The organism is Ramlibacter sp., assembly GCF_035554825.1.
Classification (GTDB): Bacteria; Pseudomonadota; Gammaproteobacteria; order Burkholderiales; family Burkholderiaceae_C; genus Ramlibacter.
In genome coordinates this window covers 1-14,361 of record NZ_DATMHS010000150.1, presented here as the reverse complement: position 1 = coordinate 14,361, position 14,361 = coordinate 1, and the positions used below count along the sequence as shown (strand labels likewise).

At 64.5% G+C, this 14,361-nt stretch carries 12 protein-coding genes and 3 pseudogenes; 6 read left to right on the top strand and 9 right to left on the bottom strand.

Going from position 1 to position 14,361, the window contains the following annotated elements:
• Together VNT59_RS18765 and VNT59_RS18760 are read left to right on the top strand one after the other, a co-directional pair.
• The coding region (locus VNT59_RS18765) for an ammonia-forming cytochrome c nitrite reductase subunit c552 (protein ID WP_325500934.1) at window positions 1–519 on the top strand (519 nt) is incomplete at its 5' end.
• A 150-nt stretch (window positions 520–669) separates the two neighbouring features.
• On the top strand, window positions 670–2,007 hold the full coding sequence (locus VNT59_RS18760) for a hypothetical protein (protein ID WP_325500933.1): 1,338 nt from the start codon (window positions 670–672) through the stop codon (window positions 2,005–2,007).
• Window positions 2,008–2,049: 42 nt separating this feature from the next.
• Here VNT59_RS18760 and VNT59_RS18755 read toward each other — a convergent pair whose 3' ends face one another.
• Window positions 2,050–2,406, bottom strand: coding sequence for a copper-binding protein (locus VNT59_RS18755; RefSeq protein WP_325500931.1), 357 nt, complete (start codon window positions 2,404–2,406; stop codon window positions 2,050–2,052).
• Window positions 2,407–2,555: 149 nt separating this feature from the next.
• On the opposite strand from VNT59_RS18755, the gene arsC reads away from it, so the two are divergent.
• Window positions 2,556–2,978 carry an arsenate reductase (glutaredoxin) gene (gene arsC, locus VNT59_RS18750; protein ID WP_325500929.1) on the top strand — a complete coding sequence of 141 codons (423 nt, stop codon included), beginning with the start codon at window positions 2,556–2,558 and terminating at the stop codon, window positions 2,976–2,978.
• A gap of 21 nt (window positions 2,979–2,999) precedes the next feature.
• Here arsC and VNT59_RS18745 read toward each other — a convergent pair whose 3' ends face one another.
• Together VNT59_RS18745 and VNT59_RS18740 are read right to left on the bottom strand one after the other, a co-directional pair.
• Window positions 3,000–4,001 carry an acyltransferase gene (locus VNT59_RS18745; RefSeq protein WP_325500927.1) on the bottom strand — a complete coding sequence of 334 codons (1,002 nt, stop codon included), beginning with the start codon at window positions 3,999–4,001 and terminating at the stop codon, window positions 3,000–3,002.
• 161 nt (window positions 4,002–4,162) lie between these two features.
• Window positions 4,163–4,546 carry a hypothetical protein gene (locus VNT59_RS18740; protein WP_325500925.1) on the bottom strand — a complete coding sequence of 128 codons (384 nt, stop codon included), beginning with the start codon at window positions 4,544–4,546 and terminating at the stop codon, window positions 4,163–4,165.
• 654 nt (window positions 4,547–5,200) lie between these two features.
• Between VNT59_RS18740 and VNT59_RS18735 the strand changes: the two genes are divergently transcribed.
• Window positions 5,201–5,803: a DUF6448 family protein gene (locus VNT59_RS18735; RefSeq protein ID WP_325500923.1), complete on the top strand. Its 603-nt coding sequence runs from the start codon at window positions 5,201–5,203 to the stop codon at window positions 5,801–5,803.
• Window position 5,804: 1 nt separating this feature from the next.
• Complete coding sequence (lepB, locus tag VNT59_RS18730) at window positions 5,805–6,245, top strand: signal peptidase I (protein ID WP_325500921.1); 441 nt, start codon at window positions 5,805–5,807, stop codon at window positions 6,243–6,245.
• A gap of 283 nt (window positions 6,246–6,528) precedes the next feature.
• Here lepB and VNT59_RS18725 read toward each other — a convergent pair whose 3' ends face one another.
• Together VNT59_RS18725 and VNT59_RS18720 are read right to left on the bottom strand one after the other, a co-directional pair.
• On the bottom strand, window positions 6,529–6,825 hold the full coding sequence (locus VNT59_RS18725) for a hypothetical protein (RefSeq protein WP_325500919.1): 297 nt from the start codon (window positions 6,823–6,825) through the stop codon (window positions 6,529–6,531).
• Window positions 6,826–7,449: 624 nt separating this feature from the next.
• On the bottom strand, window positions 7,450–9,318 hold the full coding sequence (locus tag VNT59_RS18720) for a hypothetical protein (RefSeq protein ID WP_325500917.1): 1,869 nt from the start codon (window positions 9,316–9,318) through the stop codon (window positions 7,450–7,452).
• A gap of 236 nt (window positions 9,319–9,554) precedes the next feature.
• On the opposite strand from VNT59_RS18720, the pseudogene VNT59_RS18715 reads away from it, so the two are divergent.
• Window positions 9,555–9,683, top strand: a pseudogene (locus tag VNT59_RS18715) (tyrosine-type recombinase/integrase); the annotation flags it as partial.
• A 311-nt stretch (window positions 9,684–9,994) separates the two neighbouring features.
• On the opposite strand, the gene VNT59_RS18710 reads toward VNT59_RS18715, so the two are convergent.
• The 4 genes and pseudogenes from VNT59_RS18710 to VNT59_RS18695 form a co-directional block, all read right to left on the bottom strand.
• A complete protein-coding gene (locus VNT59_RS18710) occupies window positions 9,995–12,574 on the bottom strand; it encodes an SIR2 family protein (protein WP_325500915.1) in 2,580 nt (859 codons plus the stop codon).
• Window positions 12,575–12,630: 56 nt separating this feature from the next.
• Window positions 12,631–12,785, bottom strand: a pseudogene (locus VNT59_RS18705) (type I restriction-modification system subunit M N-terminal domain-containing protein); the annotation flags it as partial.
• A gap of 182 nt (window positions 12,786–12,967) precedes the next feature.
• A complete protein-coding gene (locus VNT59_RS18700; protein ID WP_325500913.1) occupies window positions 12,968–13,354 on the bottom strand; it encodes a hypothetical protein in 387 nt (128 codons plus the stop codon).
• Window positions 13,355–13,371: 17 nt separating this feature from the next.
• Window positions 13,372–14,361: pseudogene (locus VNT59_RS18695) on the bottom strand (type I restriction endonuclease subunit R); the annotation flags it as partial.

The following is a 14,361-nucleotide window of genomic DNA, read 5'->3' as shown; positions in this document are numbered from 1 at the left end:
AGCGGCGTCGCCTGCGCCGACTGCCACATGCCGTATGCGCGCGACGGCGCCACCAAGATCTCCGACCACTGGGTGCGCAGCCCGCTGCTGAACGTGAGCCGGGCCTGCCAGCCGTGCCACAAGCAGTCCGAGGACGAGATCAAGGCGCGGGTGGACCTGATCCAGTCGCGCAACTTCGAGCTGATGCAGCGCGGCGGCGCGGCCATCACCGCCCTGATGGACGCCGTGCTGGCGGCCAAGAAGGACGGCGCCACGCCCGAGCAGCTGAACCAGGCGCTGGAACTGCAGCGCAAGGCGCAGTGGCGGCTGGACTTCGTCGCCGCCGAGAACTCGATGGGCTTCCACGCGCCGCAGGAAGCGGCCCGCGCGCTCGGCGAGGCCATCGACTACGCCCGGCAAGGCGAAGTGGCGGCGCTGCGCTTCCGCACGCCCAAGGCGGCCGAGGCGGCGCCTGCCGCGCAGGTGCCGGCCACCTCGGCCGTGAACACCGCCGGCGCCGCGCCGGCTGCGAAGAAATAGCGTTGGGGTCAGGGAGGAACGACAGGGGTGGCGTTGCGACGTCACCCCTTGTCATGTCCGGCTGCGCGGCCGCCCGCGCATCCGCCGATTGAAAAACGCCCGCCCCGTGCCTAGCATCGGCAGGTTCGCCACTCCACGTCGAGACAGCCCATGTCCAACACCCGCTTTCCCCACCCCTGCGCCATGGCGCTGCTGGCCGTCGGCGCCGGCCTGGCCAGCCTCGGCGCGCAGGCACAGAACGTGAAGCCGCCCAGGGCGCAGCTGTGGATGGATGTGTCCACCGGCAGCATGGCCGGCATGCCTGAAATGGACCTGCCGGCAGGCATGGGCGGCGTGCTGGGCGGGATGATGGGTGGAGGCGGCCGCGGCGGCGCTTCCACGTCGTACGGCATGGCGCGCGGCCCGAACATCATGCCGCCGCGCGTGCTGGACATTGCGTTCTACAACAGCCGCAAGCCGGGCGCCGAGGCGGTGCAGGCCATCCCGCCGGGCATGCGCATGGGCGAGAGCCTGCCGCTGCTGCCGCCGCCGCCGCAGGCGCGGGCCCCGCGCGAGCGCGAGCCGAGCGAGGTGCCGCAGGAGGTCGAACGGCCCAAGGGCAAGATCCTGATCTACTGGGGCTGCGGCGAGGCGGTGCGCGCCGGGCAGCCGCGCGTGATCGACCTGGCGCGTGCCGGCGCCGCCGAATTCGGGACGGCGTTCGCCGGCCGCCATGCGCCCGACCGCGGCGCGCGCGTCGGCCCGCAGCATGTGCTCTATCCGAACGAGCGCAACACCGTGATGCTGGCCAGGGACAGTTCGCTGGTCGGCGAGCACCAGGTGCGCGGCGAAGGCGTGCCCACGTCCATGAAGTTCACGCTGGCCGAGGCGCAGAACGTGATGCCGGCGATCCAGCTGCAGTCGCAGGGCCAGTTGCAGGACAGCGTGGCGCTCAGCTGGGCGCCGGTGCCGAACGCCCGCGCCTACTACCTGCATGCGATGACGCAGCGCGGCGACGACATGGTGATGTGGTCCAGCGCCGAGACGCCGGACACCGGCATGGGGCTGTTCGACTACCTGCCGAACGCGACCATCGACCGCTGGACCCGCGAGCGCGTGCTGCTCGGCGCCGACGCGACGCGCTGCGCGGTGCCCAAAGGCATCTTCGCGCCGGCCGCCGGCGGCCGCGGAGAGTCGACGCCGATGCTGCGCATGATGGCCTACGGCAGCGAAAGCAACTTCGCCTATCCGCCCCGGCCCGCCGACCCGAAGGCGGCCTGGGAGCCGGAGTGGGCGGTGCGGGTGCGGGTGAAGTCGCACACCATGGCGATGCTGGGCCAGGAGCAGGGCGAGGGCAGCGCGGCGCGCGGATCGCGCCGGGCGCGGCCGGAGCAGGCCGCGGCGCCCGAAGGCGTGCAGCCGCCGCCCGAGCAACAGCAGCAGGGCAGCGAGCAGGCGCCGCTGCCGATCAACCCGGGCGCGATCCTGCGCGGGATCTTCGGACGCTAGGGTCTGAACCAATCCCGCCGCCCGCGACGGCGCTGCTTGCCGTCAGCGGCGATCGGGCCGGGCTTTCGCCGGCTCGATGCGGGTGACGAAGTACTCGCCGCCTTGCCACACGGCGGCGAAGCGCACCTTGTCGCCGGGCTGGACCCTGGCGAGCAGTTGTTCGTCGCGCACCAGGAACTCCATCGTCATCGGGTCCATGCCGAGGCTCTCGATGCGCCCGTGCTTGATCGTCAGGCGCCGCTCGGCACGGTCGATCTCCAGCACTTCGCCGCGCGCCAGCGGAAAGTTCGCGGCCGCCGCCGCCTCGCGCGGCTGGGGCGAGGGCGCCTGCGCCGCCGCCGGGGCGGGGCCGAGGGCGAACCAGAACAGCGGGAGCAGGAGCGTGATGGGCGGGCGCATGGCCAGGCCAGTGTAGTGGCGCGGACGGGCAAGTCGACGGCAGCCGCCGGGAAATATCAAGTCCGGCGGTTGTCGATCCCGCTGGCAGGTACGCTTCGGGTGAAGCGGCCCGCGCCGCGCGCACCACGATCACCGGGAGGTTCACGTTCATGAGCGAAGTCACCATCTATCACAACCCTGCCTGCGGCACATCGCGCAACACGCTGGCGCTGATCCGGCACGCCGGCATCGAACCGGACGTGATCGAGTACCTCCAGACGCCGCCCTCGAAGCAAACGCTGCGCGAGCTGCTGGCGCGCCTGGGCATGGGCGTGCGCGAGCTGCTGCGCGAGAAGGGGACGCCGTACGCCGAACTGGGCCTCGCCGATCCGAAGTGGACCGACGAGCAGCTGCTGGATTTCATCGGCCAGCACCCGATCCTGATGAACCGCCCGGTCGTGGTGACGCCGCTGGGCGCCAAGCTCTGCCGGCCGTCGGAGGCCGTGCTCGAGATCCTGCCGGCGGGACGGCTGGCGCCGTTCACCAAGGAGGATGGCGAGGTGGTGCGGGATTCGGGGGTGAGGCGAGGCTGATGCGGGGCGCCATGTGAGGCCTCATGCCCCGCCGCGTCGCATGAGCGAGGCACCACGGGAGGCATCCGCAAGGCGCTTGCCCATGGCAATTCCCGGCCGCTCGATCCACCGGTAGGCCGCGCAGGACAGGCTGGTCAAGCAGAAGAAGAACAACGCCCACTGCAGCGCGCCCGGCAGGCCGGGAAACGCGAAGAAGGCCACGCCGATGCTCAGCAGGTGCGTGAGGTAGATGCCGTAGGAATAGGTGACGACCTGCTTGGCGGCAGCCGCGATCGGTGCATATGTCGTTTCGCGTGTGAGCGGGATGAGCGTCCCGAGTGCCAGGCACCCGGCCCAGAGCATGGGCTCGCGCGGCAGTCCGAGGTCCACTGCCAGCGGAACCGAAATGGCGAAGCCCCCGGCGGCGGCAAAGAGCACGAACGGCGTCAGGCGTCGGGTCGCCCGCTTTCCGATGGCGTAGGCCAGCGCACCAGGCAGGAAGCACGGGACGTAGGCGATGAACCTGGCGTCGCCGCCAAGCCACCAGAGCCCGAGGACAGCGGCGACCGCGGCCATCCACAGCGTGACGAGGCGGCCGAGTGCGGCGGCACTGCCGGCGATGGCGAACAGCGCTGGGAGCACGAGGTACATCTGCACTTCCAGCGGCAGGCTCCAGAGCGTCGGCGGATTGGAGGTGTGGCCGGTGATGTTCTGCACCAGCAGCAGGTTGCTGGCGATGGCGGGCCAGTTCGCCGCCACGCCCCAGCGTGCGTCGAGCAGCACCATCGCGACCACGATGGTCATCGACAGCGGATAGATGCGAAAGACCCGTCGCACCATGAACGGCACGAATGCAGCGCCGTGCCGCTCGAGCGACAGCATCAGCACCAGCGTGGTGTGAACGAAGAAGATCGCCACCCCGACGCGACCGAGCGCACCGTTCAGGAACGGACCGCCCCACTGCAGGTGGGCGCCGAGATGCGAGATGACGACGCAGGCGACGGCGAGCGAGCGCAAGAGGTCGAGGTTGGGGCTGTCCTTCATCGCCCCCCGATTACAGCGAGCGCCGGCGGGAACCGCGCGGGAGAAAGGTCACGACCTCGGTCCCAGGAATCTCCCGACACGCTACCCGGTCCGAAGGGCGGTGCGTCACGCGACCGAGCCGAGGACGCAGCCCACCGCCTGCGACCAAGGACCTTGTCTCCCTAGAGCTGCATGTTGACGCTCTGGACGTCGATCACGAGGGCGCCGCGCGCCCACGGGAACTGAGCCTTCGCCTGGTTGGCGGCTTCGCCTTCGGTGTCAACGCTGCCGATACCGCTCAACACGCAGCCCTGGCCCTGGCCATGACTCCCCTTGACCGCACGCGACGCGATCAGCAGCTGAATTCGGCTGTCGCTGCGCAGGTTCTTCTCGGTCTCGTGATAGTGGCCCGCCGGCAGGATGATGCGGTTCCCCGAAACCCCGAGGCGGCGTAGATAGTCGCCCCAGTTACCGGCCAGGTGGGGGCCGTCGGGGCCCTGGGTCACGATGGAAAGGAATTCGGTGTTGTCCAGGAGATCCCGTGTCACGGCATCGATCGCGTCCATCGGTTGGCGTTCCTTTTTTCTGCGTGGGGGGCGCTGCGCCCGTTTCCGTATGCGGCGGCAGCAGATGTGAGTGCAGGCGAATTTGCTGCCATTCCGGCGGCGTGGATTTGATCGCGCTCAATCTCGGCCAGTTCGCGATCGCCAGCCTCGGGCCGGATCACAGTGCTTGGCGGGGCTCGCGCTTGATTCCGGTCAAAAGGTGGCGGCGAAACCCGCTGTGGCACGGTGGCGTCCTACACCTCCCCATCCGCACGATCCCTAGTGTGGAGAAGCACCGCCACGTTCGGCTTCGACGAAAAGTTCCCTGGGCCTGTTCCGTCTCACCGTCTACGGTATCGGCCTAGGGCGATTTCCTGTTCCGTCCGTCCTGGGCGCGGCAGTCTCGATTGCGCTTGCCACACAGTACAGCCTGCGCGTGTATTTGGTCTTCGGCGCGGGCGTACTGCTGGGATTCGCGGCTTACCTGGTCTCGCGTCGCCTGCGGCAAGCCAACACTTCGCCAGCGCGGAAGTGACCTTGACGGAGGTGCTCTCCAAGACCAAGGGCAGGGCTCCAACTTGAGAGAAATCAAGCCTGCCACATTGGCGCGGCACTAAGTTGAATGGCACGGCATCGGTCAAGGACCCAGTCCCTCTCTTCACGCTCGGAGTTCCCATGGCACTGACCCTCCTGTTCCGCTCGCTGCTCGAAACGATCATTCCGTCCGCCCATGCCCATTGCGATACCGCCGACGGGCCGGCCGTCACCGATGGCCGCCGTGCATTGGAGACCGGCAACCTCAACCTCGCGCTCAAGTGGATCCAGTCGGATGGCGAGGCTGAGCTGGTCGACGTCTTTCACAAGGCGCTTGCAGTCCGCAAGCTCGGCCCCCTGGCCGCCGAAGTCGCCGACCGGCTGTTTCTGGAAACCCTGGTGCGCCTGCATCGCATGGGCGAGGGCGTGGGTTTTACCGGTATCAAGCCCAGCGGCTCCGTCATCGATCCTGTCGTTGTCGCGGCTGATCGGGCTTTGGAGACCGGCGACGATGGCGAGGTCATCGGGATGGCGCCGCCGGCGCGGCGGGCGGAGCTCCACCGCCGCTTTCAGCTCGCCCTGGCCAAGAAGGCATTCGACGTCGACAACGTGCCGGCGGCGCGCGACTTCGTCGCGGCATATGTGAGCTTCTTCAAGTTTGCCGAGGGCGAAGACCACGAGCATCACCACGAGGCGCACGCAACAGCTGATCACGGCCACGACCGCGGCCAGGTCCACCACTGACGTGTCGCGCTGGACCCCTGCCGTTCGTGTCCGGGGGTGCTCCATGCATCCGACACTGGACGATGGCCAATTGGTGCTGACCCGTCCGAGGGGCTGGTCCGTCGATGTGGGCGACATCGTCGTGTTCACGACCGGCCGCAGGAAACGCTACGTCAAGCGGCTCGCGGCGGGACCCGGTGACCTCGTGGAACTGGAGGCAGGTCGGCTCTACGTCAACCAGCGCTCGTACGATGCCAAACCGCGGACCGCCGGCGCGAAGGTGCAGACCTGGCGGGTGCCGGACGGGCATTTTTTTGCCGTCGGCGACAACATGCGGCACTCCGACGACTCGCGTGTGTGGCAGGAGCCGTTCGTCCCTTTGAGCAGCATCAGCGGGGTCGTCATCCGATGGCGCCGCCCGGGCCTCGACAAGGCGCCGACTGCATTCCGACCACCGTGGTGAGTCGGTCAGCGGTGGCCGCGAATCGCACGCGCACCCTCGCGGCATGGCTATCAGGCTGTCGCTCGGCTCGAGGTGCAAATCAGTTGCGCGCTGGGCGCTCAAGACAGCAGTCGTCGCGGCGCTGCCCCGGCCACTGCGGTCTTCTTCGCCGCGCATGTGCCGGAAGAGAGGGAGGTGGCGCAGCTTGGTTTCGCCCGCGGCGGCGGCGCAGCGCAACGCGCGAACATGCCCGCGGGCACTGAGCCGGCGGGCATTCCTCGAACGCGGAGCGGCCGCGTGGGCATTACAGCCTGGACGCGTCCTCCAGCATGCGCCGATCGGCTGAGTCGTTGACGTTCCCATGCTGCAGCTTCAGGTGGATCGACTCGGACACGGTCTGGGCTTGCTCGCTGCCGGCGGCCTGTGCGATCGGCTGCTGGCTGCTGGCAAGGCCATGGACCCTGGCGTTGTGAATCGCTTCGGCGACCATCTTGGGCTTTTCGCTTCCGGGCGTCTCGGGCTGCGCAGCGGGCGCGGCGAAGCCGATGGATGTGAAAACCGTGGTCGCCAGCAGGGCGATAGTGCTCTTGCGCGTGAACATAGTGACCTCCGATGAATGGTTGGGGTGCCGCTTCATGCGACAGTGAGAACCCCGTCTCACGCTTCCAATGTAGGCAACGCGCCGCGGCGAAACGATGACCCGCGCATTACAGTTCCGACAGTGCTGTCCCCCGCGCTTTTTGGAGCGTTGTCGTAAGCGGCTGTCCGTCCCGGTTCCACGCGCGGTGCGGCGTAGCGCGTCAGGCTGCTGTCCCAAATGTCGTGTTGAAAGTGGCCGTCTTCGAGGTAGCGAGCGCCGAGTGACGCCTGCAGCGCATCGGCGATCGGTCTTGCTTTTTCGTGCCGGACGGCGCGTCGTTGCTCGACATCCAAGGCGGCAACCTTGCGTTCGGCCTCGTACGGCTTGCCGAAATAGCGCGAGCGCCTGCTGGCCCCCGCTGGGACGTTGAGGCGATCTACGCTGCCTCGACCAACATCTGAGCCCGCTCGAAGATGCGGTCAATGGGTCGCTTCAGCGCGAGCGCCAAGCGGTTGCAGATCGCCGCTGCCGCGGCTGGATCGGTGTTCCGTGGAAGCGACGAAGCGAAAGGACGTGAGTGGCGGATCTGGAAGCCGGGGGATTATGCGTGCGCCGGTTTCGGATGCGACCGTCCAAGGGAGCTCCCTATGCCACGACGAAGTTCTCCGCCGTGGGAGGACCGGCCAATCCAACGATGACCGCAATCGCTACTTGCGCTCGACCGCCAACGCCGTCAACGTCGCTGTAGAGCATGCCGGAAGACTGGTCGAAGATGATCCGGTCGTTCGCATCTAGTGCGCCCGTCCCACGCACGAACGCATCCGAATTCAGCTGACCGGCCTTCATGCCGTGACCGGGATGACCTTCGAGAATGATCAAATCTTCGGTTGCGACGAAGTAGATGCGGTCCGCTTCCGAGGCGGGGCCCACCTGTAGCACGAACCGGTCCCGTCCCGCATCGCCGATCATTACGTCGAAGCCTTCGCCGCCAATGAGAGTGTCGTCTCCGGCCCCGCCGCGAAGCACATCCTGGCCGCCCAGCCCCTCGATCCGGTTGTCGGCCGAGTTGCCAATCAGGAGGTTGTCCAGGCGGTTACCTGTCCCATCAATCGCCTCTGATCCTAGTAACGTCAACTCCTCGACGTTGTTGTCCAAGTGGTAGCTCACAGAACTGAACACGGTGTCCTGTCCGTCTGAGCCGTGCTCCAGCACCTTGTCCTTCTTACTGTCGACGACATAGCGATCGTTGCCTGGCCCACCGACCATGAAGTCGTCACCGTCCCCGCCGTCTAGGCGGTCATCGCCGGCCAATCCGTAAAGACGATCATCCCCGCCCAGCCCCACAATGCTGTCATCGCCAGCCGCTCCTTCGAGCCAGTTGTCGCCCTCCGTCCCCTGGAGCACGTCTTGGTACATGCGCCCAGCAATGGCGCCGCTCGAGTTCCAAGCGACGACAAAGCCGGACTCCAGCGCAGCGATCGCAACATAGTATTCATAGCCGGGACCCTCGGTCGCCTGGAACGGACCCGAGGTAGGCATTCCCGCTTCATCGAAGCGGCGCACGAATATGTCCGAGTCACGGATCCAAGTAACGACAAAGCCGCCATCGGATAGTGGTGCCACCTCTGGGTCCGACCCTCCATTGGCATTGACGACGACCTCGGCCCCAATCGCCGCACCGTCAGGGCCGAACCGCTGGCCGGAGATCTTGTTGCCAGATATGCCAGCAGACCATGCTGTCCACGCAATAAAGTAGCCGCCGTCTGCCAGGGCAGTGATAGCAGGTGCGCCACCCTGTTGAACAGTATTAATGCGATCCTGGCCGCCCACTCGCAGCCCCTCGGAGTCAAACCGCTGCGCAAATATGCCTGAAGAGGAACCGTCTTGTGCCACCCAAGTTATGACGTAGCCGCCGTCGGCGAGCGCCGCTACTTCGCCATCTCGGCCGTGGCTGCCTAGTGCGTCAACCCGAAATTGATCACCGAGCGCGACGCCCTCACTGCTGAACTGGCGAGCGTAGACAGCTTGACGCGCCTCGTCCCACCACGTGACTACGGTGTCGCCGTCGGCGAGTACTGCAACGGCTGGCGTCCACTGCTGCCCGGAGGTCAGGGTATTGACAAGCACTGAAGTGCCGCGCGCTGCTCCGTTGCTGTCGAATCGCTGCAGGCGTATGTCCAGGTTCTGCTGCTGGGGCGTCGGACCTAGGTCCTCCCAGGCGGCCACGAATCCTCCGTCAGCAGTGGGAGCGAGTGCCGGATCCTCGGCATATGTGTCCAAGGTCTGGCGAGTTCCGAGCGGCGCCCCCTGTGCATCGAAGCGCTGCCAGTAGACGTCGATGTTGCTAACGGGCGCGAAGTTCCACCAAGCGACCACGACCCCCCCGTCCGACAGCCCAGTGACTGCCGCCCGGCCCGCGCCACTTTGGGACGGCCAGAACTCGGCACCAGCCAACGTCGCCATGGTGCCGCCGGAAAATCGGCCATGCTCGTAGCTCGACTGATCGCTGCTCATAAGGCCTCCCGGATGAATCGCCGGCGCGCCCAAGTCGCCGTACCTTTAAAACTGGTCCACGAGCAAAGACGCGGCAATGCGCGACACGTAAGAGCAGCAACGCCCTCGTAAACCAGTTTTGAGGCTGGTCAAACAATCACCGTCCTCTAACTCGGTTGACTCGTCTATGGCACTGCTGCCGTTTCACCCGGGCGATCTGCCTTCAAGCGGTAAACGTTCGGGCAGCCAGGGGTGAAGACTTCCGGTTCCACGACTTGCGCCACACCTGGGCGTCCTGGCATCGCCAGGCGGGCTCATCCTGCGATGAGCTCAAAGACCTGGGCGGCTGGAAGTCAAGGACGATGGTCGACCGCTACGCCAAGTTGCAACGGAGACCCAGTTGTCTGCGGCGTCCCGGATCGAGCGGGGGGAAGGACGGAACGTGATCGAGTTGTGACGTTTTCGTCACGCTGAAATGAAATGAGGGTCACCGCTCGCGCGGTAACCCTCATCAATTCTGGCTCCTCCACCTGGGCTCGAACCAGGGACCTACGGATTAACAGGGCCTTGCAGGCACCACGTAACGCCAACGGACGCCAGCATTTTGACGACTCATCGCGGGCCGTGCAAGACACCTGGGTTCCGCTTGGCAAGAATCCCCTAAAAGCGGCATCGCTGGGCCTTATCCCCGGGCGTCTTACTTCATGCGCGCCTCGATCTTCTCCATGGCCTCTTTCATCCCGGCGAAGAAATCACTCTCCAAACTGCCCAAGACCTTGAATGCGTTCGCGCGCTTACGAGGATCGTGCGCATCCAGATCAATGCCTTGTCGGTCGATCTCTCGCGCAATTCGGTCTGCGTGTGCCTCGACGACCTTCTGCATTCCCATCGCCAACGCAGCGTCGTACTCCTTCAATGCTTCGGCTACCAGATACGAGCGAACCCGTTGAGCCTTCTCAGAGACGCTACTGCTCCAGATCAGCGCACCGACTTGCCGCTTGTCGGCCTTCAAGCCGACCAGCAGGTCAATCAACTGCATCAGGCCGATATGGCTGATCATCATTTCCCGCAGATGCGTGTAGGCTCGCGGCGCGAGGTCATCGTATAAGCCGCGGTCGGAAGTGACGAAGACGGAGCGATGACCTTTCTCTCGATCTATCTCCAGCAGACGCAACTGCAACGCGTCATGCTCGATCAATATAGTTTCTTTTCCGTTGGCGAGTTTTGACGCATTCGCCTGCTCAAGCAGCCCATTGAGATCGGCGTATATTGTGTCTTTCAGACTCTCGACGACAATGAAACCGCGCTTCGTCAACAGCCTGCGAAGTTCGGCTTCCGTCTCGTATGGCGCCGCGCGTTCAAGGAACTGATCGAAATCGGTCTCACCACCCTGTTCCAGACTCATGGCGTAAGCACCGCTAAACACGTTGACCTTTGCGGGGCCGTGAAAAACAGCATCACTTCGAGCGATTGCCGCGAAATCGACCCCGGCGCGATTTGCAGCGTCTAGCGCCGCACGCCGGTGACTCACGATTTCATTCACGTAACCGCTGAACACGACAAGCTGGCACGGGTTTCCCGCTTTCGCAGCCGCTTCTTGCAGACGCGAAATCGCGTGCATGTAAAGCCGCTGATTTGGATGGCCGTCCGTTATGGCAGGCATGAGCACGTTTGCGTCGAAATAGACGCGTCTTGGAAGCGTGCTCTGGTGGAAGAGGGTGCTTTGGGGAGCTTGGAACGCGAGCTCCAAGGCGAAACTTACCCTCCCAAGCTCGGCGAGCAATTCGGCCTCGGCGGGCGTGGGCCGCATTAAGAGCGAGTCGAGCGTGCGACCGAGGCGCTCGCGGTCAAGGGCCGAAAGCCGAGTTCCGCAGAGTTCCATGAGCAGCCGCTGGATGTCTACTCCCTCAGGTGGGCGGTTCGACGCGAACGAGGCTCCGAGATCCCATCCTCTATGCAATACCAGGTTCTCCAGGAAATCGTTAGTGATGTCAGCCACCGCTTTATCCTGCGGACGCCAGCCCTCCTGGACGTATGCGCGTTCAAGTATTGCATCAGTTAGCTTGCCGATTGCGAAAGAGAGGGTCGATTCGGGCGGCACCTGACCAACCCATGCATAGCGGTATCCCTTGGCCTCCGAGGGTGGCCTCTGCCGCCTGACGAGCCTCGCCTCGATGAGCGATCGGAGGCTGCGATTGATGGCAACTTCGATTTCAGTTCCACGCAAACCGACAGATCGACGTATTCCTTCTTCGACCTCGTGTGCTCCGAGGGTCTTAGGGGACACCTGCTGGAGCATGCCCGAGATAATCCCCTCCAATACGACCTCGCTCAAGGGCGTGTCTTCGGTCGCCACTTGCGCGCGCGCGTAGCAGGCGGCTAGGTAGTGCTTAGTTGCCGTTAAGGGCCCCGTCCGCACTTGGGGCGGAGGAGCGGAAAACACCTTCTTCTTGATTGATTTCGCTACGGATTCGATGCCATCCCACAGGGCTGCGTGCTTATTCTCGACTTCATATTCCAGCACCCCGATGTTGAGCCTAGCTGCCTTTTGCAAGAACTCATTGCCTCCTTTTGGGACGATCGCTAGATGACGACCAGGAGTTGCCGCGCCGTGCCGCTTGTCAATGAGATTTAAAACGTGCCGGATTGCAGGGTCGTAGAACGAAAAACCCAGGAACAGTACGGCCCTGTCGGTGAAAGCTCGCGTGAGCAATTCCACATACGCGGGAGTCTGGAGGAGCTCGTCAAACTGACGGTCCGACAAGACAATCCTTTCAGGATCTTCGACGCACCCATGGATCCGCGACACATGGAAATGCTTCTCCCAAACAGCCTGTGTAAATGAGGCGTCGCCGAGCTTGTAGTCTCTGGGCGCTGTTCCGCGACCAACACAGAATGCGTCGAGCAGGGCTCGATCGAAATTAGTCGTCAGGCAGCAACCGAAGGGAAGGCTCGCAAGGTGTTTCAGAGCCCTTGCGTCATACGCTTCCAGAATCACTCTAAGTTGATTAACTCGCTGGCCCCGCGGCATCCCGTCTACGAGCGCCCAAACGTCGGCAGCTTTGGTGAGCTTTCCTTGAGCAATGCTTTCTGCCATCAATTGCGCCTCAAGAGGCGCGGCGGCGCGGACGTGCTCCGCGAGTCCCTGGAGGAGGCCTCTCCAATCCGGTAAGTTCGCCTTCATTGCGACACCTGCCCCAGCAAATAGCACGACTTCGAGACCTGTCTCTTCAAAATGCCGCTTTATCGCGTCGGCCACTCTGTCGGCAGAGCTCATGATTCTCCTTCCGCGCTCGCGCTCGCGAGGCAAGACTTTTCCTGTCGGGTTTCGGGCCGTACCTGAATGTCCGCGCGCCCGCCCGCAAATGTGTGGCTGATGAATTTGAGGAAGATGAGCCCGAGCACCAGTGCTTGTGTTCGGCCGGATCCATGTTGGCCCGCAGCTTGTCTGCCGCGGCCCAAAGAATCTTCTTGATGTGTTCGAGCACGGTCTTCCCGTAAAGCCGAGCTACTTTAACCCGCTGGCCGCCGATCGAACCGACTCAAAAGTCATTCTCTCCGGCGGCTAGATCAAAAGACCTCAGGCGGGGTGAACAGGAGGGCACAAAGCGCCGCCCGTCCGGGCCATCGTGCGCCTGGGGAGCCGATACCGCGCAGACCGCAGCCGTCGTCAGACGCTGGCGCGTTTCAACAACTCGCTGGGCTCGTTGGCGATGTGCAACGAAAGCATGGAGGCCAGGTCGTGCTCGCCGGGCTCGATCCCACCCACGTAGGACCTGTCCAGCCCGACGACCACCGTCAGCGCCTCCTGCGAGACCGCGGCCGGCACGAAGCGCCCGAACGGCGTCTCCGATCGCAGGGCGGGGTCACCCGAGTAGGTCGGAGAAGATTTCGCAATGGCCGCGATTGTTGGCGATGGCGCGAGCCAGCACGCGAACTGAAACCGAGAACGTTCGGAACGTTCGGCACAGCGTTGCCTGGCGCAGGTCAGTTGCTGGCCCGCACAGCCGCGAACGCCAGTGGGCGCGGAAACCGCACATCGCACCGGCTGCGCCAACCCAGCGAACGATCGACCTATGCACCGAGCTGCGAAGCGTCCAGATTCGTCCCCGTCTTGAGCACGTCATAGATGAGCGCCGTGAATGGAGCCATGGCCTGCTGATCCTGCTTTAATAGGTGCTCCGCCTGCGCCTGATGCGACAACATCGCCCGCACCACGGCCGCTTGCACAGTGCCCTTAATGTTCCCGTTCATAGCCGCATCGCGCGGATTGTTCGCCACTTGCGCCATTGTGTTTGCGTCCTCGCGCGCTATGTCGGCCACTTGGTTGACCATTGCCACTTGATCAGCAAGCGGGGTGGCATGGCCGAAGATGGAGTTCAGCCGGGCGATAACTTGTTTGAGGTAAACGGGCGCCGCGGCCTGTCCACCGCCTCCAGGGCCAATCGGATTAAGAATGAGTGACCCTGGCGGCGGCGGTTCGTTGCGAGTCGGAGCGTCCTTCGGCTTGATGTCGAACCCGGTCAGGATCAGCGCAGATACGTCGACCTGGTCCGGCGGCACGCCGTCGAGCCGCTTAGAAAGTAGTCGGGCAAAGCTGGCGAACGACTCCAAGCTCGGGTCTCCGAGGTCGATTGTCTGCGCGACGTAGGTGTAGAGGCCGCTGAATCGGGTTAGGCCAGCCTTGAAATCCATGAGCTCTTTGAGCGTTTGGGCGTGCTCCGCTCGAACCGCCTCGGCTTGGTTCATGCCCGCTTGATTTCCATTGCACTTTGCTGCCTCGAACGCCGCTTCTGCGGCCTGGATCGCCGCACGTTCTGACTTAACCTTGTCGTTGAATCGCTGGGTAGGACCGCTAGTTGCTGCGTACAGGTCTTTGTGCTGCGCCTGCTTCCCCGCGGCATATGCGGCGGCCGACTTGAAGCGCACCGCGGTGTAGGCTCGCACCTCTTCGGTCGTGTAGATATTGAGCTTGTCTAACTCGGCTTGCAGATCGTAGATGACGTTAGGATTCTGCACGTCCCGGATTTTGGCGCCGTCGTCGTACTTGGCGAAGGCGTTCAC